Genomic DNA, 21,205 nt, shown 5'->3' on the forward strand with positions numbered 1-21,205 from the left:
TAATCAGTAGTCTTCTAGCAGCAAAAGATATACATTTTTTGAGGCACTTCCGTAGGAAAGAAAATCATTTTTGTTCTCTGGAGTAGGTTGGAAGTGTTTTAGGGTAGTGATATTGTTTGGAATGTTCTTTTTATATTTTTCCTTGATGACTTTCAAAGCTTCGCTTATGGAATCCACCAATTGACTGGTGGTTGCAAAAACAATGAGGTTTGACGGGAGTTCATCCAGTTTTTTTTCCCTGATTTGATTGGAGCATACCAAAATGGAACCATTGTGCGCCACTAAATGTTCGCAAGTGGTAAAGAAAATATCGCTTTCCTTTCTGTTTTGGGTAAATCCGATTTTTTCCGAGGCAAACCTACTTTCCAGTCGAGGATCTAGGGTATAGAAAAAATGTTGCTGCCAGTTGTTCTCAGAGATGATATTTTGCAGGGCTTGGGAAATTTCCATATCATCCTCGCAGTAGATGAATTTTCCGCCGTTTTTCTTGAAGTAGATGGTAAATTTTTCGTCAACTGGAATTTTTAGGTCGGGCATGTGCTCCCCACGAGTTTCCAGGGTTTCCTTGGAAACCTTTTTTCCACCACCAAAAAGTTTATCAAAAACTCCCATTTACGGTTTCAAAAATACAAGTACTTGGGAAATAATTATCCCTGTGCTCTAAAAATTACTCGGCAGTTTCCAGCTCCTCTTCTTCCTTCTCAAAAGGTCTCTTTCCAAAAATCTTTTCCAAGTCGCCCTTAAAGATAACCTCTTTTTCCAAGAGCCTTTCTGCAAGTTCCGTTAATTTATCCTTGTTGTCATTCAACAAATTAATGGCCCTGGTGTATTGCTCCTCTATGATTTTTGAAATCTCTTCGTCAATTTTTTGTGCGGTTTCCTCGCTATAGGGCTTGGTGAACCCATATTCGTTCTGTCCCGAGGAATCGTAATAGGTGATATTGCCCAGTTGATCGTTAAGTCCGTAAATGGTAACCATGGCCCTAGCTTGTTTGGTCACTTTTTCCAAATCACTGAGGGCTCCAGTGGAAATCTTGTTGAACACCACTTTTTCAGCGGCCCTACCACCCATGGTGGCGCACATTTCATCCAACATTTGTTCCGGACGGACAATCAGTCGCTCTTCGGGCAAGTACCAAGCTGCTCCCAAGGATTGACCCCTAGGTACAATGGTAACTTTAACTAGCGGAGCGGCATGTTCCAACATCCAGCTTACGGTAGCATGTCCAGCTTCGTGGAACGCGATGGTCTTTTTCTCTTCCGGGGTAATAATTTTGTTCTTCTTCTCCAGTCCACCCACAATACGGTCCACCGCATCCAAGAAATCCTGCTTGTTCACCGCTTTTTTCTCCTTACGGGCAGCAATCAAGGCCGCTTCGTTACAGACATTGGCGATATCAGCTCCGGAAAATCCTGGGGTTTGCTTGGCCAAAAAGTCCAAATCCAGGGTTTCTGCTGTCTTAATGGGACGCAAATGGACTTCAAAAATCTCTTTACGCTCCCTTAAATCTGGAAGGTCTACATAAATCTGACGGTCAAAACGTCCGGCACGCATCAAGGCCTTGTCCAAAACATCTGCCCTATTGGTGGCCGCCAACACAATAACATTGGTATTGGTGCCAAAACCATCCATCTCGGTCAAAAGCTGGTTTAGGGTGTTTTCCCTTTCATCGTTGGAACCTGTAAAATTGTTCTTTCCCCGTGCGCGCCCAATGGCATCAATTTCATCAATAAAAATGATGGCAGGGGATTTGTCTTTGGCTTGCTTGAAGAGATCACGGACACGGGAAGCTCCCACACCTACGAACATCTCCACAAAATCAGAACCGGATAAGGAAAAGAACGGAACTTTGGCCTCTCCAGCTACGGCCTTGGCCAAGAGCGTCTTACCTGTTCCGGGAGGGCCTACCAAGAGTGCCCCCTTTGGAATCTTACCTCCCAGAGAAGTGTATTTATCCGGATTTTTAAGGAATTCCACGATCTCCTGAACTTCTTCCTTGGCTCCTTCAAGTCCTGCCACATCTTTAAAAGAAGTACGGGTATCCGTTTTTTCGTCAAATAGTTTTGCCTTGGATTTTCCAATGTTGAAAATCTGACCACCAGCACCTCCACCAGCACCACCGGACATCCTACGCATGAGGTAAATCCAGATTCCTATAATCAGCGCAAATGGAAGCAAGGAAAGCAACAGTTCTCCCAACACATTGGATTCGGTATCGAAATCGACAATGGTATCGAGGTTGTTTTCTTTTTTGATGCTCTTTATCTCGTCCTCAAAGTTTTGTAGGTCACCATAATCCAAGATGTACTGCGGAATTTTCCCTGTGGAAAAATTAAAGGGCCTGTCGGCTACATTGCGGTGCACATCCTTTTGAAGGGCTTCTTCAGTAAGGAACACCTTGGCTTGTCTGGCATTGGTGATGATCAGAATTTCTGAAATATCCCCGTTTCTTAGGTATTCCTGAAGTTCTGAGGTTGTGGTTTTTTCAGTACTGGAGAAACTGTTTCCGCCAAAAAACTGAAATCCAATGATCAACGCAATGACCACACCATAGATCCACCAGGAACTAAAACGAGGTTTTTTAGGGGTATTCGAATTGTTTTCTTTTGCCATTTTTTTAAGAATTATAGCTGCTCTCCACCATGGTGACCTTGGCATCTCCCCAAAGTCCTTCTATGTCGTAGAATTCCCTAATATGTTTCTGAAATACATGTACCACAACGTTTACATAGTCCATTAGGACCCACTCTGCATTTTCCGAACCCTCAACGTGCCAAGGTTTATCTTGGATGGCTTTGCTGACAGTTTTTTGGATAGAGGAAACAATTGCATTTACATGCGTGTTGGAAGTACCATTGCAGATTATAAAGTAGTCACAAACTGTATTTTCAATTTCCCTTAAATCGAGGAGATTTATATCTACTCCCTTCACTTCTTCAATTCCATGTAAAATTAAGGCAATCAGTTCATCTGCGCTAGCTTTCGTTTTCTGCATTCAAAAATTTTAGTTTCTACAAAGTTATATTTTTTTTGTTTTCTTAGCCCTAGATTTTAACATAACCTTGGACGCACCACATTGGGAGAACACTCACAAATAATCAAACTTGATGCCACGGACTCCACAAATTTGTATTTAAGATCCATGGCTCGTGCCAAAAACTTGGAAGATTACACCTGTGTAGTTACCCGTGCCCAAGAGAAGGGAAGGGGGCAAATGGGAACCAGTTGGCAGTCCCAACCCGGTAAAAACCTTACGTTTAGTATGTTGAAGAAGTTTGGGGCATTGCCGGCAGGGCAGCAGTTCAAGATCAATATTGGGGTTTCCCTAGCAATTTATGACACTTTGGTGAGGCTGAACATTCCTAATTTAAAGGTAAAATGGCCCAACGACATTATGTCAGGTTCGGACAAAATTTGCGGGATTTTGATAGAAAATGTCCTAAAAGGGCAGGCCATTCAAAATTCAATTATAGGAATAGGGTTAAATGTGAATCAAATGGAGTTTGACAACTTAGAAAAGGTAGCCTCTTTGAAATCTATTTTGGGCCATAGCATGGAGTTGGAAGAATTACTTCAAAAGTTACTCGCCCGACTTAAGTTTCAATTACACGATATTGAAAATAAGACTATCGAGGAACTGCTTCCCCAGTATTCAAAAAAACTCTTTCGAAAAAACAAACCATCCACCTTTAAGGATGAACAAGGGGAGGTGTTTATGGGTTTTATCCGAGGTGTTTCCCATCAAGGAAAATTGGTACTGGAATTGGAGGACCAAATTTTTAGGGAATATGGGCTAAAAGAAGTTTCCTTGCTCTCCTGACCTAAATTCTATCCATATTGGCCGAAAGTGTTTCCATAAAATTGGTGATGGGGGCTTTGATCATCATGGCCATCATGGCATTGAATTCCCCTTCAAAACTTAGGCCCACTTCACTTTCCGAATCACCTAAGGATTCAATGTTTCCGGTGAGGGTAAAGGGCAATTTGTCGCTAGCCGCACCTAAGACCACTTTGTCATGGGGTTGCTGCTCTTTTAGGCGCAATACAATTTCAGGCATTCCTTTCAAGGCAAATCGGAAGGTTTTTTCATCCAGCACCTCAAATTTGTCAATATTGTCAGGCATCAAGGTTTCAAAGTTTTTGATATCGGTCAAAAACTCAAAAACTTCCTGGGCGCTTTTGCCCACTTTCTTTTTGGCTACTTCAACGTGCATAATATGAGGTTATTTCCATTGCTGTGGATTGGACTTCCACCGCAACAAGGTTTGCATTTGTGATTCTTCAATATAATTGGTTTCGGAAGCTTGCTCAATTAAATGGGCATAATCCGACAAGGTGTGCAAGTTTAACTTCTCTTCTGCAAAATTGGCATCCGCCAAAGAAAACCCATAGGTGAAAACAGCAATCATTCCTTTTACATCAACCTGTTGGGAACGCAATGCCCTTACGGCATTAAGGCTACTTTTTCCGGTACTGATCAAATCTTCTATGACCACTACCGATTGACCTGCTTCCAGATGACCCTCTACCTGGTTTTGTCTTCCATGCGATTTGGGTTCTGGCCGTACATACACAAAAGGAAGTCCAAGGGCGTCCGCAACCAAAATCCCAATTCCAATAGCTCCTGTGGCAACCCCGGCAATGACATCGGGCTTACCATACAATTCCTCCACCTGTTTGGCCATTTCCTTACGTACAAAATCCCTGATTTCAGGATAGGAAAGCATTACTCTATTGTCACAGTAGATGGGGGATTTCCAACCAGAAGCCCATGTGAATGGATTTTCTGGTTCCAACTTAATTGCATTAATTTGCAGCAGAAGCTCGGCTGTTTTTTTAGCAGTATCCTTGTTTAAAACCATTGCGCAAATGTATAAAGTTTTTGTTAATGAGTCCCCACTGATTTTAACAAATGAGCGCCAGGACAATACCAATGGAAATCTCTTTTCGCTCGATGGCGATTCTATATTAATGGCCATAGATTCCTTGTCCAAAGGCAGACTTAAGGAAGCTTACATTTACCACCCTGACGAAGAAAAAATCCTGGATGTTTTTATGCATAAAATCCCCGTGGTGGTAGCTGGAGGTGGTTTTGTTACCAATCCCAAGGACAAGGTGCTTTTTATTTTTAGAAACGGCAAGTGGGATTTACCCAAAGGAAAGGTGGACAAAGGAGAGTCTATAGAAAAGGCCGCAATCCGGGAAGTGGAGGAGGAAACAGGAGTAAAGGATTTGGTCATCGAGAAGTTTTTGAGAACCACTTACCATGTCTTCAAAAGAAATGGGGAATACCGTTTAAAGCAGGTACACTGGTTTAGGATGAGCACTACCTATACTGGGAAGTTGGTAGGCCAGAAGGCCGAAGGCATTTTAAAGGTAAAATGGAAGGGGGCCAAAAAAACGAAGAAAGCACTGGAAAACTCCTATCACAATATCAAAATCCTATTCAAGGATTGGTTTATTCCTTCGGAATAAGCGTTGCCGCTTTACTATCCTTGGCTATTCTAAAAATTGGATACCTTAAATAAGGTTTCTCTCGATATTTTGAACGTTGATAAACCCAATCCAATTGGGCATACCAATTCTGCGCAAATGCTTCGTCCAGTTCCTTTTTGGTTAAGAAATTCTTGCGGAGCACAGAATCCTTTTGGAGCATCTCCAAAGCCACATCCTCAAAAACGTATGGGGAAAACCCTTCTTTTTGTTGAAGCACCGTATCAAAGAAATTCCAATTGAAAAAGGAATCGGCTGCCTGTGGCTCCAACGTTTCCAATAAATACCTTGCCCCCATTTGATTGGTGGGAACAACAAGATCACCTTCCCTTAGCGCTATATTGTCCAAGCGTTTTTCAACCTCGGTGTTATAATGTAGGTAATGGCCCTCATATGGGTTGTCCCTGGTTTCGTAGTTGGAGATGGTATAGGTTTCCAAGAGCAATTCCATGTCTTCCGTAACTTCTGTGTATTGTATCTGATTGGCATCCAAACGCTCCACGATGTTCTTCCAACTCTGTGGAATTACATAAGCTGCTGGAACTGTAATGGTATCGCTTGGCTTAAAATAGTTACGGTACACCGTTTCCCTGGTAAAAGGTTGGTCACGGTTATATTTTAGTCTTGGGAATCCGGTTATTTCACTTTCCAACTGCTCAGCTTCAAAACCCTTAAACTCAAGGATGGTTGTTTGTGAGGTATCCACTTGCCAATTGAAATAGTACTCCTGAAGATCAACAATTTCTTCCTGTGTCTTATTTCGGATTTTTTTTATGGTCTTATGATCTTTTTCTACAATACCTATCATACTTTCCATTAACGCATAAGTACCTTCCACCCGTTGCTTGTAGGGTTTAAGCATGTGGGTTTCCACCATCATTCCCAACGTATTCCAAAGTGTGGTATAACCCGTGGAATATCTAGGATGATCCATAAATTGGGTAAAGCCCAGCTCAGGAGGGCGATTGAACACATTTACATAAGGCGTTATATCCCATTCCTTGTCCGCTAGGGATTTTTCCAGTTTAGGGTGCAGTTCCTGATGGAGATATTCACCCAGTTTGCCCCCCAATTTGTTGTGTTGGGTAAACAAATGTGTCAATACATACTGATAGTCCGCTCCATTGCTCACATGGTTGTCTATGAATACATCAGGTTTTACCAAATGGAAAATTTGGGTAAAGGTTTTGGCATTTTGGGTATCCATCTTTACAAAATCCCTATTGAGGTCGTAGTTCTTGGCATTCCCCCTAAAACCGTAAGCTTCTGGGCCATTTTGGTTGGCCCGGGTATTGGAGTTTCTATACAGTGCCCCGCCAATATTATAAATGGGGATGGTGGCCAATGTGACATTTTTTGGGTGTTTAAGTTGGTTGGTGGCCAAATCCCTAAAGAGCATCATAGTAGCATCAATTCCATCACTTTCGCCAGGGTGAATGCCGTTGTTGATCAAGATTATGGCTTTATCTGCCCTAATATGATCAAAATTAAAGTCGCCATCAGGATTAAAAGTGACCAAGTGTAGTGGATAACCGCTATCGGTTTCGCCAAGGGTCTGTATATTGATTTCTGGAAAGTCCTTGGCCAATCTGATGTAAAAATCGATGGTTTGCTGGTAGGTGGCCGTTTCCGAACCGTCAGATTCTTCATAATGAGTTTCATACGAGGCAATTGTATCCTGCGTAATTGTCTCACAAGAAATAAAAAGCGTCAAAGCTAATACGAAAGCAAAGAGCTTATAGTTGGATTTGGTTTTGTATAAAACTTGCATGGAATTCCCCATTACAGAACCTTAAAAATAAGGAATATTATGGTCATGAGGCCAAATGCACCCTACTCAAGTCTGTGGCTTCCAATTTATAGAGCGGTTTATTCTTGAAATTGAGATAATGCCAGCAGTTCAATCTAAAATCGTTCCACCGCTTATAATCAATGGGGTCTATGGACGAGGTGATTACATTGATGATTAGTTTCTCTGGAATGTTCAAGCATACCAGTTCTTCCAAAAATTCCCAGCCATCCATAATGGGCATATTTATGTCCAAAAAGATAACCTCTGGGCAAGGTATTTTTAGCTCAATTCTTTTTTTAAGAGCTTCCAAGGCCAATCTTCCATTTTCAAAATCCGTGATGTCCTTACATATGGTTACGGTCTTTAACATTTTTCTTAAACCAAAAACAGTGATGGGGTCATCATCAATGATATAGATGCTATTCAGTTTCTTCATTGAAATACACATTGAATGTAGAACCCTTATCCACTTCACTAGTAACAGAAATACTACCGTCCATGGCCTCGATTTGATTTTTTATGATATACAATCCCAGTCCCCGGGCATCTTTATTGTTGTGGAAGGTCTTGTACATCCCAAAAATCTTGTCTCCGTATCGGTTAAGGTCTATTCCAAGTCCATTGTCGGTAACACTGAAGATCACATGTTTATCTTGTTTGATGGCTCTTAGTTTAACCACCGGACGCCTATCCGGGTGGTGATATTTAACCGCATTGGTCACCAGGTTAAGCAAAATGCTCTCCAAATAGGCCGGTACACTCGATACCATAATATCATCTGGGACATGGTTTTCAAATTCCACCTGGTTTTCTTCCAAAAATGCCGAAAGGTTTTGTTGCAGTTTAGTAATGTGTTCACTTAGATTCAACGACTTTTTGTCCAAATTGACATTGGTGCTGATATCCACCACCTCATTCAGATTTTCCAAGGTATCCAAGAGATTATCAGAGGCATGGAACAACATTTTCATGATCCGTTGTTTTTCCTTTTCATCCGATTCCCTAATGAGAAAATCCAACAACATGGAGAAGTTGGCGGTATGGGACCTTAGATTATGTGAAACAATGTGTGCAAAATTGATGAGCTTTTTATTTTGAATGGCCGTAACATTGATCAAGTTATGGAGTTGGTCCTCCTTTTGTTTGATATGCGTAATGTCCATGCTCATCCCAATAAGGCCATAGGCTTTCCCTTTTAAATCCAACAAGGGGATTTTGGAGGTCAAGAAATTGGTAGCGGTGCCATCTTTTCTAACATTGATGGTCTCCTTGCCTATCATTGGTTTATGGGTGCGCATAACTTCCAAGTCCTCGTCCCTTGAAATTTGTGCCACGGTCTCATCGTAAAGGTCAAAATCAGTTTTACCCAAAAGAGTATCCGGAGTGGTGCCCAAATAGTCGCATTCTGCTTTGTTGACCAATATTTTTCTGGAGTCCTTGTCCTTTATAAAAACATTAATGGGCAAGTTATCTATCAAGGTGGTGAGTAATTGTTCACTTTCCCTGATTTTTTCGTCCGCCATCATCTGCTCGTCAATGTCCTGAAAGGTTCCAAATATTTTGTGGATTTTCCCATTTTTTCGGATGGCTTTACCGGCTGCCGCCACCCAGCGTTCTTTCCCATTTTTTGTAACGATGGTCAATTTTTCGTGGAAAGGGGTGCTATTTTCCAGTGCTTTGTGAAACAGCATGGAAATCCGGTTTCTACTATATCCCTGCTTGTAGAATGCGATGGCTTCTGTTACCGTGGGTTGATAATCAGGCTGAACCTCGTGTATTTTTCGGGTTTCCTCGCACCAGTGGAGTTCCTCGGTTTCCAGATTATATTCCCAGCTCCCTACTTTGGCTACTTCAGATTTGGCCTTTAATAAGGTGGTGATTCTTTCCAGTTCCTGCTCTTTTTCCACTAGCCGTGAAATGTCATCGGTCTGAATAATGGTGCCCAGATGGTTTTCATCTTCATCAAACCACGGAGTGCAGGTGCTTTCATACCATTGTTCTTGGCCGTTTACAAGTTTTTTATGTCGAAACGACTGTCCAGTGGGGCTGGCTATACACTTCTTAAAGTTGGTTTTATCAATTTCTAGATGATTTTGGTACCAGAGCTCTATGTCTTTGTCTGGGCCTTGTAAGTCATCAAAAATGGCATACCAAGTATCCGAGGCATCGACTAAAAAAGAGTTTTTGTTGACCAAAGCGGTTGCCTTGGGCAGCTGTTTCAATACATACTGATGGTGTAGGGTTTCGGTGGTTTTCAAATTTCGGGGGAAGATTTGGGTTAGTGATTTTATACGAATTTTCCTACTAAAATATAGGTATTGAAGCTGCTCGCGTAGTATTTGTTGTGAATCAACAAAAAAATGTGGTTTCTTCGACGAATGGTATTTATCACCAAGTGGGAGGAAAGCTGGATTCGGTGGTAAGTCCAGCACTTTGGTGAATGCAACTATTTTAAACCAACCCTTACCGTGTCCGGCACCAATCCAGTATAATCCCCTCCATTTCTAATTACATCCCGTACTATGGAAGAGCTGATATACGATTTGCCGGAAGAGGTCAATAAAAAAACAGTTTCAATCTCCGAAAGCTGACGGTTGGTATGGGCAATAGCTTTCTCAAACTCAAAATCGGCCGGGTTACGGAGTCCGCGTAAAATGAAATCTGCATCTACCTGTTTGCAAAAATCCACCGTGAGACCTTCATAGGTAACCACCTTTATTTTGGGTTCGTTTTTAAAAGCTTCGGAAATAAATCGGGTTCTTTCCTCAAGGGAGAACATGTATTTTTTATCTGCATTGATTCCTATGGCGATCAACAGCTCATCAAACAGCGTAATCCCTCTTTGGATAATATCATAATGACCAAGGGTTAGCGGGTCAAATGAACCTGGGAAAATAGCGCGTCTCATGATATTTGGTTTAGTTAAAAATACTGAATTTCTATCGTAAAGCTTCTTCTATGGCACTGCTAAATAGTTGCTCCAAACTTATCCCTGCGGTATTGGCCTGTTGGGGAAGTATGCTTTCTTCTGTTAATCCAGGGGTGGTATTCACTTCCAACAAATAAGGTTCGTCCCCAATAAATATAAATTCACTTCGGGTATAACCTTTTAGCCCTAAAGTTTTGTATATGAATTCAGCCAGTTGGGTTACCTTGTTTTGCTGGATTTCGGAAATACGGGCTGGGGTTATTTCTTGGGATTTTCCCAAATATTTGGCCTCGTAATCAAAAAAATCGTTTTCAGAAACGATTTCCGTAATTGGAAGCACAGTGACCTTTCCTTGATAGGTGATGACACCTACGGAAACTTCTGTTCCTTCCAAAAAGGACTCGATAATAATTTCGCTGTCCTCCGTAAACGCCTTGTCAATGGCTGATTTAATTTCCTCTTGTTTGTACACCTTGCTGATACCATAACTACTCCCGGCCCTATTGGCCTTTACAAAACAGGGCAATCCTACTTTTTTGACAATTTGGGCCGTATCAACAGTATCTCCTTCGTTTAAAAAATAGGAGGTGGCACAGGGAACACCATAAGGTTTTAAGGCACTCAATAAATCCCTTTTGTTAAAGGTCAGTGCAGCTTGATAGTGATTGCATGAAGTGTGTGGCAGGCCCAGCAATTCAAAATAAGCCTGGAGCAAACCATCCTCTCCCGGAGTTCCGTGTATGGCATTGAACACACAGTCAAAATGAATTTTATCCCCATGGGGTGAAATGGTAAAATCCGATTTATCTACGGGAAATTCCGTGTTATTTCTGTCCACATAAACCCATTGTTCCTGAGTGACTTTGATGGGAAATGCATTGTACATGGAGCTGTCCAAAAACTTTTGGACCACCTTGCCGCTTTTAATGGAGATTTCGTGCTCGCTGGAGTAACCACCCATAATGATGGCAATGTTTTTTTTCATCGGCTTATCGAATATGGCAAGGCCAAAGTAAAGAAAAATGACTGGCTTTCCTATATTTGTTCAGTTAAGGAAAAGTAGATGAAACATTTTTTGAGCTTTTTAAAAAGTAAAACATTTTTTATCCAATTAGGCCTTGCCATGGTGGCGGCTGTATTATTGGTGCTTATCACCTTGCAGTGGCTCAAAAGTTCCACGAATCATGGCGAGTTTGTAGAAGTGCCGGATTTCTCAAGAATGTCGGTTATGGAGATGCGCGATGCCGTTGAAGATGCAGGCTTACGTTATCAGGTATTGGATTCCTCCAACTATAACCCCGATTTTCCCCGATTTTCCATTTTGGAACAGGATCCTCCAGCCGGAAACAAGGTGAAAGCCAATCGCAAAATATATTTTACCGTTAATCCTTCAGGATATAAAAAAGTATCGGTTCCAGATATTATCCAGGTTACCCAACGCAATGCGAGAACCATGTTGCAGGCCGTGGGCTTAGAGGTACAACGGGTCACCTATATAGATGAGCTTGGCAGGGACATGGTGTATCGAATGAAACATAAAGGTAAACATATCAAACCTGGAGATAAATTGCCCAAAACTTCCAAGATAGAACTGATTTGTGGCAATGGTACCATTCCAGGTAGTGCCAGGGTGCAGGCAGAATCGCAATAAGCATGGACACTCCCGAAAATCCTGAATTATCACAGGAAGAACTCTTTGAACACCATAAGTTTGTTGCTTCCAAGGGTCAAGAACCTTTGCGTGTGGACAAGTTCTTGATGAACTTCATTGAGAATGCCACCCGAAACAAGATCCAACAAGCCGCCAAGCAAGGGCATATTTGGGTCAACGATGCCATTGTAAAACAGAACTACAAGGTTAAGGCAGGAGATGAGGTAAAGGTGATGTTTGAACATCCGCCTTATGAATTTCTGTTGACTCCGGAAGATATTCCACTCGATATTGTTTATGAGGATGATTCCCTACTGGTGGTGAATAAGCCTGCAGGTATGGTGGTGCATCCCGGACATGGAAATTATTCGGGCACCCTGATCAATGCCCTAGTACATCATTTTGACCACCTTCCCAAGAACAGTTCGGAACGTCCCGGGCTTGTACATCGGATAGATAAAGACACTTCGGGGCTTTTGGTGATTGCCAAAACAGAGCACGCCATGACCCATTTGGCCAAACAATTCTTTGATAAGAGCAGTGCGCGGGAGTACTTGGCCCTGGTATGGGGAAATGTTACCGATGATGAGGGTATTGTGGAAGGTCATATCGCTAGAAATCCGAAAAATCGATTACAGATGATGGTCTTTCCGGAAGGCGATCAAGGGAAGGATGCGGTGACCCATTACAAGGTAATTGAGCGATTGGGTTATGTGACCTTGATCTCGTGCAAACTGGAGACAGGAAGGACCCATCAGATTAGGGTGCATATGAAATATATTGGCCACACCCTGTTCAATGATGAGCGCTATGGCGGAGATAAAATACTGAAGGGAACCACCTTTACCAAGTACAAACAATTTGTGGAAAATGCCTTTAAGATTCTTCCAAGACAGGCTCTACATGCCAAAACCTTGGGTTTTGAACATCCGGTAAGTGGTGAGTTTATGCAATTTGATTCTGAATTGCCCGAAGATATGACCCTCTGCATTGAAAAGTGGAGGAACTATGCCAAACATAGCGAATCATAAGCTTATTCAATTCAAGGATTGAAAAGACCTTTGGAAAGCTGTTTCCAAAATCCGATTTCCTCATTATTTTTACAAAAATCAAAAGTTATGAAAATCGTCATCTCGCCTGCTAAATCACTCGACTTTGAAACAGCCTTACCGACCTCGAAATATAGTCAACCACAGTTTTTGGAGCAATCCCAAAAGTTGAATGCCGTCTTGGTAAAGAAAAAACCAAGGGCACTTTCCAAATTGATGTCCATTTCGGATAAGTTGGCCGAATTGAATTGGCAGCGAAACCAGGATTTTTCAGTACCCTTTACATCTGAAAATGCCAGACCAGCGGTATATTCTTTCAACGGGGATGTATACCAAGGTTTGGATGCCTATACCATTCCCGAATCCAAATTGGAGCAGCTTCAAGATACCTTACGGATTCTTTCCGGCCTGTACGGTATTTTAAAACCACTGGATTTAATTCAGCCTTATCGGTTGGAAATGGGCACCCAACTAAAAGTGGCACGTAAAAAGAACTTGTACGAATTCTGGCAAAAACAGCTTACATCGCACCTTAATGAGGAAATGGAGGATGGGGAACTCTTTATTAATCTTGCCAGCAATGAATACTTTGGTGCCATTGACCCAAAAACGCTCAAAGTTCCCGTGATTACCCCAATTTTTAAGGATTGGAAAAATGATAAGCTAAAAGTCATAAGCTTTTTTGCCAAAAAAGCGAGAGGTTCCATGGTGAGGTACATTCTGGACAAGGATGCCAAAACTGTGGAGGATATCAAAGGATTTAACTACGATGGCTACATTTTTAGTGCAGAGCATACTTTAAAAGAAAACGAACCCGTATTCATCCGGTAAATTATCGCCTGGATAACATAGGCGCAACTTTGGCTTTACACTAATGCCAATTTGAGCTGTTAAGTTTGTGAGGCGCCCGTCTTAAATTGTGATGTGCATAAATTTTGGGTGCTCATTCAGCATTTATCACGATCTTAGCCTTTCGGCAAAACATTAACCATACCATTTGATCCATGCAGCATTCGAGACGTCTGGAAGAATTTAGAAAATCGGTGACCAACAAGTTCAACGTGTACAATAGTTTGTTCTTGAGCTTACCGTATAGGGATATAGAAAATGTTGGAATGTTGATTCCCTTGTTATTGGACCAGTGTCAACTGGGTCTCAGGGCAGGGAAACAACCCCAAGAGATATTGGAGACCTTTTTCACCAATTTCATGGACATAAAGGATGAACGGGAACGGCTGGATTTTATGTTCAAGATCATTCAGTACGTGGAACGCCAAGTGGTGCTTTACGATAGTGTGGAAGATTCGGCATTTCCAAAGCTTCAGGAATATACCAATTCCCTTTCGGTGAAGGATTATTTTGAATTGGTGAACCAGACCAAGAACTGGGACAAAATAGCCAAAAACCTTTCCAGCTTTAGTGCTCGGTTTGTACTTACGGCACACCCTACGCAATTCTATACCCCGGCGGTACTGGATATTATAGCCGAGCTCAGAAAGTTGATTCACAAGGACAAAATAGACGATATTGACCTTACCCTACAACAATTGGGATTGACCTCTTTGGTAAATTCCAAGAAGCCTACCCCTCTGGATGAAGCCAAGAACATCATTTACATTTTAAGGAATACCTATTATGATGCCATTGGGGAGTTGTTTGAATACATCAAAAGCAATATAAGGGACGAGGATTTTGCCAACTATAACATCATTAAGCTTGGATTTTGGCCAGGAGGTGACCGGGACGGCAACCCATTTGTGACGGCAGATATTACCAGAAAGGTAGCGGACGAGCTGAGGCTCACTTTAATGAAATGCTACTACAACGAACTGAAGGCACTTCGGAAGAAATTGACCTTTAAAAGTATCCAGGAGGATTTGCTCACCTTGAGCGGAAGACTCTACAAGGCTATGTTTGACGCCAGATCCATTATCAGCTATCCTGAGATCATGGAACGATTGGACGCCATCCGCGAAAAATTGGAGGCCAACCACCATGGGCTGTATTTGAAAGAATTGGACAGGTTTATCAACAAAGTGCATATTTTCAAAACCCATTTCGCCACCTTGGACATCCGCCAAGATCATAGCAAACATTATTTAACGGTGGAGACCATCCTTAAGCAGCAAGGGGCAATCAAAGAATCCTTGGATGAATTGAGTCAGGAAGAATTGGTGCATTGGTTGTTGGAAAAGGATTTAAAACTGGATCCTTCAGATTACGAAGAAGATATTGTTAGAGACACTTTGACCAATATTGGGCAGTTGAAAGAAATTCAGCAAAGCAACGGGGAGGAAGGCTGCAACAGATATATCATCAGTAATTCGGAAGACATTTATTCCGTTTTCTTTGTTTTTGGACTTTTCCGATGGTGTGGTTGGAAAACTGAGGAAATCACATTTGATATCATTCCACTCTTTGAAACCATGAAGGGTATGGAAGCCTCTGAAGAGGTTATGCAAACCTTTTTTGACACCCCAATTTATAGAGCCCATTTGGAACGGAGGAACAACAAGCATACTATTATGCTGGGCTTCTCAGACGGAACCAAGGATGGTGGCTATCTTAAAGCCAATTGGTCTATTCTAAGAACCAAGGAAACCCTGAGCAAGGTCTGTAAAAGAAATGGGATAAAAGCTATCTTTTTTGACGGGAGGGGAGGACCACCGGCCAGGGGAGGTGGTAAAACGCATCGATTTTATGCTGCCCAGACCAACGACGTGGCCAACCATGAAATACAGATGACCATCCAAGGGCAGACCATTACCAGTACCTATGGTACCAAGGAACAGTTTATGCACAATTCCGAGCAGTTGCTTACTGCGGGACTGAGCAATGATCTTTATGGCAAGGAACATGTAATTTCTTCGGAGCAGCGGAAACTTATTGAAACGCTTTCGGAAATGAGCTTCGATAAGTACAATGCCCTTAAGCAGCACGAAAAGTTCATCCCGTATTTGGAGCATAGGAGTACCTTAAAATTTTATACCAAGGCCAATATTGGAAGTCGTCCCGGAAAACGGGGCAGCAAAAAGCAATTGACCTTGTCTGATTTGAGGGCAATTTCCTTCGTAGGTTCCTGGAGCCAGTTGAAACAAAATGTTCCAGGGTATTTTGGGATAGGAACGGCCATTCAAAACCTGAAGGACCAAGGGAAATTGAACGAGGTGAAAAAATTGTATAAAGAGGTGCCGTTCTTTAGGGCTTTGATGCACAACAGCATGATGTCTCTGGCCAAGACCAATTTTGATTTGACTAGTTATATGGCAGAGGATGCTGAGTTCGGGGAATTTTGGAACATCTTGCATGACGAATTTTTATTGTCCAAGGAGATGTTGTTACAGATCTCAGGTCAAAAGATTCTGATGGAGGATGAAGAGGTATCCCGTGAATCGGTCAAGATCAGGGAACAAATTGTATTGCCACTACTGGTAATACAACAAAATGCCTTGTACCACATCACCAAAAAATCCGAATACCAAGAGCTGTACGAGAAAATCGTTACACGTTCCCTATACGGAAACATTAATGCGAGTAGAAACTCAGCTTAGAACGGCAACTTTCTGATTTTTAAGGATGTGCTTTTGGGTAGATGAAAATGCCTTGATCAAGCTTGGTATTTGCCTTTTACTTTTTATTTTTAGGCAATGTACTACTACGCCATAATTGCTCTCCAGGGATTTTGTGTCTACCATTGTTATACCAATAGAAATAACTACTACTGGATTTTTGCTATCATTTTTCTTCCTGTGATAGGATGTATTCTCTATCTCTTCACCAATGTGTTTCAGAAGCGGGATATTGAAAAGGTCCAGGAAAGTTTGGTAACCGCAATTAATCCTTCAAAAAAAATCACGGATTTGGAAAAAAAACTGAAATTTTCCGAAACCTTTGAGAATAGAGTGGCCTTGGCAGATGCCTATTTGGAGGAAGGACTGTACCCAGAAGCAATTTCGCATTACGAATCTTCCTTGAAAGATGTTTTTTCCAAAGATTTTTACGTGATTTCAAAACTGTTGGAGGCACATTATCACAACTCCAATCCGGAAGAGGTTGTAGTTTGCGCAGAAAAGATTTTGGATAATCCCAAGTTTAGGAAATCCAAAGCATCGTTCCTCTATGCCTTAACACTGGAGAAAATGGGAAAAATGCAAGCGGCAGAGGAAGTGATGCGGACTTTTGATGCGCCCTATTCCAATTTTTCGGAAAGACTGGAGCTTGCCCGTTTTTTACAGCGACAGGGAAAACTGGAAGATGCAAAGGAGTTGTATCAAGAAATGGTCTCGGAATTCGAAAATATGTCCAAACCCAACTTTAGACAAAACCGACATCTAATTAAAATAATAAGAGAGGAACTACAGGCACTTCAATAATGTTTTTGCATACCCATCCCTACGAACCCTTTTTGTTTCCAGAAGCCACTAAAGTTATTGTGGGAACGCTTCCACCACCTCGTTTTACCACAGGCGAATTGAAACCGGATGATGTTGATTTCTGTTATGGGAGTCGTAATGGCATGCTTTGGCCCATTTTGGACCGCATTTTTGGTTTAAATCTCAAGTTTGAAACTACTCATGAAGCCATGGCGCAGCGCAAAGAGTTCCTTTTAGAACAGCAAATAGGGGTGTGTGATATAGTGGCAAGTGCGGAACGGCAAAAAGTGGATGCTTCGGATTTAGGCATGCAGAATGTACAGCTTCGGGATTTGGTAGGCTATCTAAGGGACTATCCAAATCTTAAAACCGTACTTTTTATGGGGGGAAACAGCAAAAACGGGCCGGAGTATTTTTTCAGGAAGCAACTGAGGGAACAGGGGCTATCAATGCAAGTAGTTTCGGATGAAGTTCCTAGAATACATGAATTGACGCTTCCCGTCCCATCGGGATCAAAGAAGAAGACAAAACTGGTAAGAACCGTTTCCCTAACTGCACCCTCTGGGGCTGCCAATAGGGCAGTGGGGAGCTTGCAAACGTATAAGGAAATAAAGTCGCAAAACCCTGATTTCAATACCATGGACTTTAGGGTCATGCAATACCGACCTTTTTTTGAATCTTAATAAGGAAGCTACAGATTCTTTATTTGAACGTGGACATTACTTCCGAAAGCTTGTAGGTTGGCGGTAATGTTTTTTTACCCAGTTCAATTTGGGCAATGGCTTTTTGAACAGCTTTGTCAAACCGCTTTTTGGGCATGGGTTTCATTAAAAAATCATCAACACCGTATTCAAATGCCTTGACTGCAAAATTGGACCAGGTGGAGTTTAGGATAATGGAAGCGTTGATTTCAATATTGTCCAGAAGTTCAAAGGCATCCACGTGATCCATGAGGATGTCCAGAAAAACAATATCCACCTTCTTTTCATATACAGCTTTAATTCCGCAAAAAGGATTTTGAAAAGAACCTACCAGTTTCAGTTGCGGATGGTTTTTGACCAAAATGGTCGTAGCCAAACGCTGAATGGAAGAATCATCTATGACAAGGGTAGTATATTGCATAAATAGGCCTCTAATAATTCAAAATTAAGGCCCATGTAACCATTCTCGGAATATAGGGGATATACTACAGTTTTAGTGGGATAAAGTCATAATTTCCTGAGTTTTATCCCATTTTCGGATTTTTTTTATCGAATAAAACGAACGTTTTACAGATGTCAGTAACCTGTTAAGGAGTCGGAGTGGAAAGAATGCTATACAGACTTTGGATTCCATACGCCAATTGCCCAATTTTCAGATTTTCGTTAGGACTATGCTGATTATTATCAGGATTGACCAAGGGAACAATAAAGGCTGGAATTTTCAGCTCATTGACAAAGGGTGAAATGGGAACAGTACCTCCCATAATTCGAAACCTTACTACTTCTTGGTTAAAGGTATTTTTTAGGGTCTCTACCAAAAAAGAACCGTATTTATTGTCCAAATCCGTACGGAATGCGGCTGTTACATTACCTTCCTCCACCGTAACGATTTTATCATAACGCATGCGCTCCAATTTTGAGGGAACATGGTCTAAAACATGGTACCCCTGATCGGCAATATAATCCCTGACCAGTTTTTTAAGACGATTGCCATCACTCTCGGGAACTAAACGCAAATCCAGTTCGGCTGTGGCACTTTCCGGGACTATCGTCCTTCTTTTAGGACCTATCCATCCTGAGCCAAGACCCCTGATGTTCAACGAAGGATATTGCAAAGCTTCCTGATAATACCCACCCACTTTTTCGGAGGTTTTAAACTGCAATTTTTCGGCTATGGCCTCATCACTATCCGGAACACTTTTAAGAACTTCCGTAATGCCATCATCCAAAACAATTCCATCATAGTATCCAGGAATGGTTACCCTTCCATCGGTATCTTTCATTCCCGCAAGTAACTGTGCCAGTTGAAACCCAGGATTTGGGGCATAATTACCGTAATGTCCGCTGTGTTGGGGTTTGATGGGACCGTATGTCGTTAGGGTCATTGTGGTTATGCCTCGGCAACCATAGACCACCGTGGGTCTCCCTGAAGCATGGATAGGGCCATCGGCAATTACAAGAAAATCAGCCTCCAATAACTCACGGTATTGCTTGACCGCTTGAGGTAGGGGTTTACTGCTTTTTTCTTCTTCCCCATCCAAAATAACCTTTAGGTTAAAAGGAATTTCCTTTCCATCCTTTTTCAAAAGGTCAATGGCGTTCAGGAACATTACTATAGGTCCTTTGTCATCCGAAGTGGAACGTCCAAATAAGCGCCAATCGTAATCAATATCATCGTTCAAAGCATCAAAGGAAACCGTTTCAAAGCCATCAGCTACCGGTTTTTTAAGCACGGTTTGATACGGATTGGGCTGGTTCCATTTGTTGGGCTCAACGGATTGACCATCAAAATGCATATAGATCAGCAAAGTTGGCTTGTTATCTTCCATGGGCATTGCTGCAAAGAAGAGAGGTAGGTTTTCCGTGTCCAGGACAGCAGTATTGAAACCACGCTCACCAAATTTTCTTTTGAGCCAAAGAATGTTGTCATCAATATCATCAGCGTTCAAGGCATCATTGGGAATAGCAATAAAATCCCGTAATTCCTGAATGGCGTGGGCCACTTGCGACTTTACCGCAGCTGCGTCTTGCGAATAGGATGAAATGGACAGCAAAAGGGCAAAAAAACAAGCCAGTTTTCTCATATTTCAGATAGGGTTAAATGAACATCGAAGTTAGCGAATTCCACTTACAAACCCATCTATTTTTTGAGGCCCATTTTTGGCCAAGTGTTTTATAAATGCAGAACCTATAATAGCTCCCTTGGCATGCTGGGTGGCCTGTTTAAATGTTTCTTGGTTGCTTATGCCAAAGCCCACAATTTGGGGATTTTGTAGTTCCATGGATGCAATTCGGTCAAAGTAAGCTTGTTGTTCGTTGCCAAAGCCATCTTTGGTTCCCGTGGTGCTAGCGGAGCTCACCATATAGATAAATCCATCCGAAGCATCGTCTATTTGGCGGATACGTTCTTCGCTGGTCTGGGGAGTGATCAAATACACATTGATCAATCCATATTTTTTAAAAATGGCCTCGTACTCTTCCTGATAGACATCCAAGGGCAAGTCGGGTAAAATAAGCCCATCTATCCCTATCTCCTGACACCTTTTACAGAATGCCTCCACCCCGTATTGAAAAACCGGATTAAAATACCCCATAATGATCAATGGAATGGAAACGGTTTTGCGAATATCTTGGAGCTGATCAAAAAGTAAGTCTGTGGTCATTCCATTATTCAGCGCTTGGGTTGAGCTAGCTTGAATTGTTGGGCCATCCGCCAAAGGATCGCTAAAGGGAAGCCCTATTTCAATCATATCCACCCCGTTTTCTTCCAAATCCTGGATAATCTGGACCGTATCATTGATGTTGGGATACCCAGCTGTAAAATAAATGGAGAGCAGTTTTTTATCTTCTTGAAGTCTGTTTTTGATTCTGTTCATAGTATTAGTTTCGTCAACCTGAACTTGTTTCAGGTTCTCATCATAATTTTAATGTTGAAAGTGAAGGATTCTTTTCCTTTATCAGATTGATTTTCCATTCTTTATGCCAGTTTTTTTACTGTTTTTCCCTAGCAATGGTTTGGTTTACATCAGAAAACTTTTCAAAATAGATTAAATCCTTCAAATTGTATTTTTTTGTAAAAGTTGAGCCAATACCATTTTCATGCTCAGAAACTCTTTTATATAAATCTGCGGTAACACCAATGTAAAAGGTAGTCCGATATTTATTGGTTAAGATATATACATAGCTTGATTTCATATCACTTTGAGATGCTGAAAC

At 41.7% G+C, this 21,205-nt stretch carries 22 protein-coding genes; 8 read left to right on the forward strand and 14 right to left on the reverse strand.

The features are described from left to right. Window positions 1-3: 3 nt before the first annotated feature. Genes ACO6S0_RS02705 through rsfS form a run of 3 tightly spaced genes read right to left on the reverse strand, consistent with a single transcriptional unit; the run spans window position 4 to window position 2,996 of the window. The gene (locus ACO6S0_RS02705) at window positions 4-612 is read right to left on the reverse strand and encodes an LUD domain-containing protein (protein WP_420398946.1); all 609 of its coding nucleotides are present in this window, start codon (window positions 610-612) and stop codon (window positions 4-6) included. Window positions 613-667: 55 nt separating this feature from the next. Continuing rightward, window positions 668-2,614, reverse strand: coding sequence for an ATP-dependent zinc metalloprotease FtsH (ftsH, locus tag ACO6S0_RS02710; protein ID WP_422350501.1), 1,947 nt, complete (start codon window positions 2,612-2,614; stop codon window positions 668-670). A gap of 4 nt (window positions 2,615-2,618) precedes the next feature. Next, window positions 2,619-2,996, reverse strand: coding sequence for a ribosome silencing factor (rsfS, locus tag ACO6S0_RS02715; RefSeq protein WP_136466322.1), 378 nt, complete (start codon window positions 2,994-2,996; stop codon window positions 2,619-2,621). A gap of 81 nt (window positions 2,997-3,077) precedes the next feature. On the opposite strand from rsfS, the gene ACO6S0_RS02720 reads away from it, so the two are divergent. Beyond that, complete coding sequence (locus tag ACO6S0_RS02720; RefSeq protein ID WP_422350502.1) at window positions 3,078-3,821, forward strand: biotin--[acetyl-CoA-carboxylase] ligase; 744 nt, start codon at window positions 3,078-3,080, stop codon at window positions 3,819-3,821. Between the two features lies 1 nt (window position 3,822). Here ACO6S0_RS02720 and ACO6S0_RS02725 read toward each other — a convergent pair whose 3' ends face one another. Both ACO6S0_RS02725 and pyrE read right to left on the reverse strand, forming a co-directional pair. Further along, window positions 3,823-4,215, reverse strand: a complete 393-nt coding sequence (locus tag ACO6S0_RS02725) for an SRPBCC family protein (protein ID WP_422350503.1) — start codon at window positions 4,213-4,215, stop codon at window positions 3,823-3,825. A 9-nt stretch (window positions 4,216-4,224) separates the two neighbouring features. After that, complete coding sequence (gene pyrE, locus ACO6S0_RS02730) at window positions 4,225-4,863, reverse strand: orotate phosphoribosyltransferase (protein WP_422350504.1); 639 nt, start codon at window positions 4,861-4,863, stop codon at window positions 4,225-4,227. Between the two features lie 7 nt (window positions 4,864-4,870). Here pyrE and ACO6S0_RS02735 point away from each other — a divergent pair, with 7 nt between their 5' ends. Then, window positions 4,871-5,476: an NUDIX hydrolase gene (locus ACO6S0_RS02735; RefSeq protein ID WP_422350505.1), complete on the forward strand. Its 606-nt coding sequence runs from the start codon at window positions 4,871-4,873 to the stop codon at window positions 5,474-5,476. On the opposite strand, the gene ACO6S0_RS02740 is transcribed toward ACO6S0_RS02735, so the two are convergent. The 5 genes from ACO6S0_RS02740 to ACO6S0_RS02760 all read right to left on the reverse strand — a co-directional run bounded on the left by ACO6S0_RS02740 (window position 5,460) and on the right by ACO6S0_RS02760 (window position 11,200). Further along, entirely contained in the window at window positions 5,460-7,265 is a 1,806-nt protein-coding gene (locus ACO6S0_RS02740; RefSeq protein WP_422350506.1) for a M14 family metallopeptidase, read from the reverse strand. The genes ACO6S0_RS02735 and ACO6S0_RS02740 overlap by 17 nt on opposite strands. 43 nt (window positions 7,266-7,308) lie before the next feature. Then, on the reverse strand, window positions 7,309-7,722 hold the full coding sequence (locus tag ACO6S0_RS02745; protein ID WP_422350507.1) for a response regulator: 414 nt from the start codon (window positions 7,720-7,722) through the stop codon (window positions 7,309-7,311). After that, window positions 7,706-9,544, reverse strand: coding sequence for a PAS domain S-box protein (locus tag ACO6S0_RS02750; protein WP_422350508.1), 1,839 nt, complete (start codon window positions 9,542-9,544; stop codon window positions 7,706-7,708). The genes ACO6S0_RS02745 and ACO6S0_RS02750 overlap by 17 nt, the downstream gene beginning before the upstream one ends. 188 nt (window positions 9,545-9,732) lie before the next feature. Continuing rightward, the gene (gene coaD / locus ACO6S0_RS02755; protein ID WP_422350509.1) at window positions 9,733-10,194 is read right to left on the reverse strand and encodes a pantetheine-phosphate adenylyltransferase; all 462 of its coding nucleotides are present in this window, start codon (window positions 10,192-10,194) and stop codon (window positions 9,733-9,735) included. Between the two features lie 31 nt (window positions 10,195-10,225). Continuing rightward, window positions 10,226-11,200 carry a D-alanine--D-alanine ligase gene (locus ACO6S0_RS02760; protein ID WP_422350510.1) on the reverse strand — a complete coding sequence of 325 codons (975 nt, stop codon included), beginning with the start codon at window positions 11,198-11,200 and terminating at the stop codon, window positions 10,226-10,228. Window positions 11,201-11,278: 78 nt separating this feature from the next. Between ACO6S0_RS02760 and ACO6S0_RS02765 the strand changes: the two genes are divergently transcribed. The 6 genes from ACO6S0_RS02765 to ACO6S0_RS02790 all read left to right on the forward strand — a co-directional run bounded on the left by ACO6S0_RS02765 (window position 11,279) and on the right by ACO6S0_RS02790 (window position 17,971). Beyond that, entirely contained in the window at window positions 11,279-11,866 is a 588-nt protein-coding gene (locus ACO6S0_RS02765; protein WP_422350511.1) for a PASTA domain-containing protein, read from the forward strand. A 2-nt stretch (window positions 11,867-11,868) separates the two neighbouring features. Next, on the forward strand, window positions 11,869-12,897 hold the full coding sequence (locus ACO6S0_RS02770) for an RluA family pseudouridine synthase (RefSeq protein ID WP_422350512.1): 1,029 nt from the start codon (window positions 11,869-11,871) through the stop codon (window positions 12,895-12,897). A gap of 87 nt (window positions 12,898-12,984) precedes the next feature. Then, a complete protein-coding gene (gene yaaA / locus ACO6S0_RS02775) occupies window positions 12,985-13,746 on the forward strand; it encodes a peroxide stress protein YaaA (protein WP_422350513.1) in 762 nt (253 codons plus the stop codon). A gap of 173 nt (window positions 13,747-13,919) precedes the next feature. Beyond that, window positions 13,920-16,466: a phosphoenolpyruvate carboxylase gene (locus ACO6S0_RS02780; protein WP_422350514.1), complete on the forward strand. Its 2,547-nt coding sequence runs from the start codon at window positions 13,920-13,922 to the stop codon at window positions 16,464-16,466. 96 nt (window positions 16,467-16,562) lie between these two features. After that, on the forward strand, window positions 16,563-17,288 hold the full coding sequence (locus ACO6S0_RS02785) for a PLDc N-terminal domain-containing protein (protein WP_422350515.1): 726 nt from the start codon (window positions 16,563-16,565) through the stop codon (window positions 17,286-17,288). Beyond that, on the forward strand, window positions 17,288-17,971 hold the full coding sequence (locus tag ACO6S0_RS02790; protein WP_422350516.1) for a uracil-DNA glycosylase family protein: 684 nt from the start codon (window positions 17,288-17,290) through the stop codon (window positions 17,969-17,971). The genes ACO6S0_RS02785 and ACO6S0_RS02790 overlap by 1 nt, the downstream gene beginning before the upstream one ends. A gap of 19 nt (window positions 17,972-17,990) precedes the next feature. On the opposite strand, the gene ACO6S0_RS02795 is transcribed toward ACO6S0_RS02790, so the two are convergent. From ACO6S0_RS02795 to ACO6S0_RS02810, 4 genes are all read right to left on the reverse strand, one after another. Next, on the reverse strand, window positions 17,991-18,410 hold the full coding sequence (locus ACO6S0_RS02795) for a LytR/AlgR family response regulator transcription factor (RefSeq protein ID WP_422350517.1): 420 nt from the start codon (window positions 18,408-18,410) through the stop codon (window positions 17,991-17,993). Between the two features lie 166 nt (window positions 18,411-18,576). After that, window positions 18,577-20,073 (reverse strand): M20/M25/M40 family metallo-hydrolase, encoded by a 1,497-nt coding sequence (locus tag ACO6S0_RS02800; RefSeq protein WP_422350518.1) that lies wholly within the window; start codon window positions 20,071-20,073, stop codon window positions 18,577-18,579. 30 nt (window positions 20,074-20,103) lie between these two features. Then, window positions 20,104-20,865, reverse strand: coding sequence for a tryptophan synthase subunit alpha (gene trpA / locus ACO6S0_RS02805; RefSeq protein ID WP_422350519.1), 762 nt, complete (start codon window positions 20,863-20,865; stop codon window positions 20,104-20,106). Window positions 20,866-20,980: 115 nt separating this feature from the next. Then, window positions 20,981-21,184 carry a GIY-YIG nuclease family protein gene (locus ACO6S0_RS02810; protein ID WP_422350520.1) on the reverse strand — a complete coding sequence of 68 codons (204 nt, stop codon included), beginning with the start codon at window positions 21,182-21,184 and terminating at the stop codon, window positions 20,981-20,983. Between the last annotated feature and the right edge of the window lie 21 nt (window positions 21,185-21,205).

Source organism: Flagellimonas sp. (genome assembly GCF_965233845.1).
GTDB lineage: Bacteria > Bacteroidota > Bacteroidia > Flavobacteriales > Flavobacteriaceae > Flagellimonas.

Bases quoted from the DNA above. Each gene is read 5' to 3' on its own strand.
- ACO6S0_RS02770 (WP_422350512.1), top strand. From the start codon at position 11,869: ATGGACACTCCCGAAAATCCTGAATTATCACAGGAAGAACTCTTTGAA.
- ACO6S0_RS02800 (WP_422350518.1), bottom strand. From the start codon at position 20,073: ATGAGAAAACTGGCTTGTTTTTTTGCCCTTTTGCTGTCCATTTCATCC.
- ACO6S0_RS02740 (WP_422350506.1), bottom strand. From the start codon at position 7,265: ATGCAAGTTTTATACAAAACCAAATCCAACTATAAGCTCTTTGCTTTC.
- ACO6S0_RS02760 (WP_422350510.1), bottom strand. From the start codon at position 11,200: ATGAAAAAAAACATTGCCATCATTATGGGTGGTTACTCCAGCGAGCAC.
- ACO6S0_RS02765 (WP_422350511.1), top strand. From the start codon at position 11,279: ATGAAACATTTTTTGAGCTTTTTAAAAAGTAAAACATTTTTTATCCAA.
- ACO6S0_RS02795 (WP_422350517.1), bottom strand. From the start codon at position 18,410: ATGCAATATACTACCCTTGTCATAGATGATTCTTCCATTCAGCGTTTG.
- ACO6S0_RS02810 (WP_422350520.1), bottom strand. From the start codon at position 21,184: ATGAAATCAAGCTATGTATATATCTTAACCAATAAATATCGGACTACC.
- yaaA (WP_422350513.1), top strand. From the start codon at position 12,985: ATGAAAATCGTCATCTCGCCTGCTAAATCACTCGACTTTGAAACAGCC.
- trpA (WP_422350519.1), bottom strand. From the start codon at position 20,865: ATGAACAGAATCAAAAACAGACTTCAAGAAGATAAAAAACTGCTCTCC.
- ACO6S0_RS02780 (WP_422350514.1), top strand. From the start codon at position 13,920: ATGCAGCATTCGAGACGTCTGGAAGAATTTAGAAAATCGGTGACCAAC.
- rsfS (WP_136466322.1), bottom strand. From the start codon at position 2,996: ATGCAGAAAACGAAAGCTAGCGCAGATGAACTGATTGCCTTAATTTTA.
- ACO6S0_RS02745 (WP_422350507.1), bottom strand. From the start codon at position 7,722: ATGAAGAAACTGAATAGCATCTATATCATTGATGATGACCCCATCACT.
- ACO6S0_RS02735 (WP_422350505.1), top strand. From the start codon at position 4,871: ATGTATAAAGTTTTTGTTAATGAGTCCCCACTGATTTTAACAAATGAG.
- ftsH (WP_422350501.1), bottom strand. From the start codon at position 2,614: ATGGCAAAAGAAAACAATTCGAATACCCCTAAAAAACCTCGTTTTAGT.
- coaD (WP_422350509.1), bottom strand. From the start codon at position 10,194: ATGAGACGCGCTATTTTCCCAGGTTCATTTGACCCGCTAACCCTTGGT.
- pyrE (WP_422350504.1), bottom strand. From the start codon at position 4,863: ATGGTTTTAAACAAGGATACTGCTAAAAAAACAGCCGAGCTTCTGCTG.
- ACO6S0_RS02725 (WP_422350503.1), bottom strand. From the start codon at position 4,215: ATGCACGTTGAAGTAGCCAAAAAGAAAGTGGGCAAAAGCGCCCAGGAA.
- ACO6S0_RS02705 (WP_420398946.1), bottom strand. From the start codon at position 612: ATGGGAGTTTTTGATAAACTTTTTGGTGGTGGAAAAAAGGTTTCCAAG.
- ACO6S0_RS02785 (WP_422350515.1), top strand. From the start codon at position 16,563: ATGTACTACTACGCCATAATTGCTCTCCAGGGATTTTGTGTCTACCAT.
- ACO6S0_RS02790 (WP_422350516.1), top strand. From the start codon at position 17,288: ATGTTTTTGCATACCCATCCCTACGAACCCTTTTTGTTTCCAGAAGCC.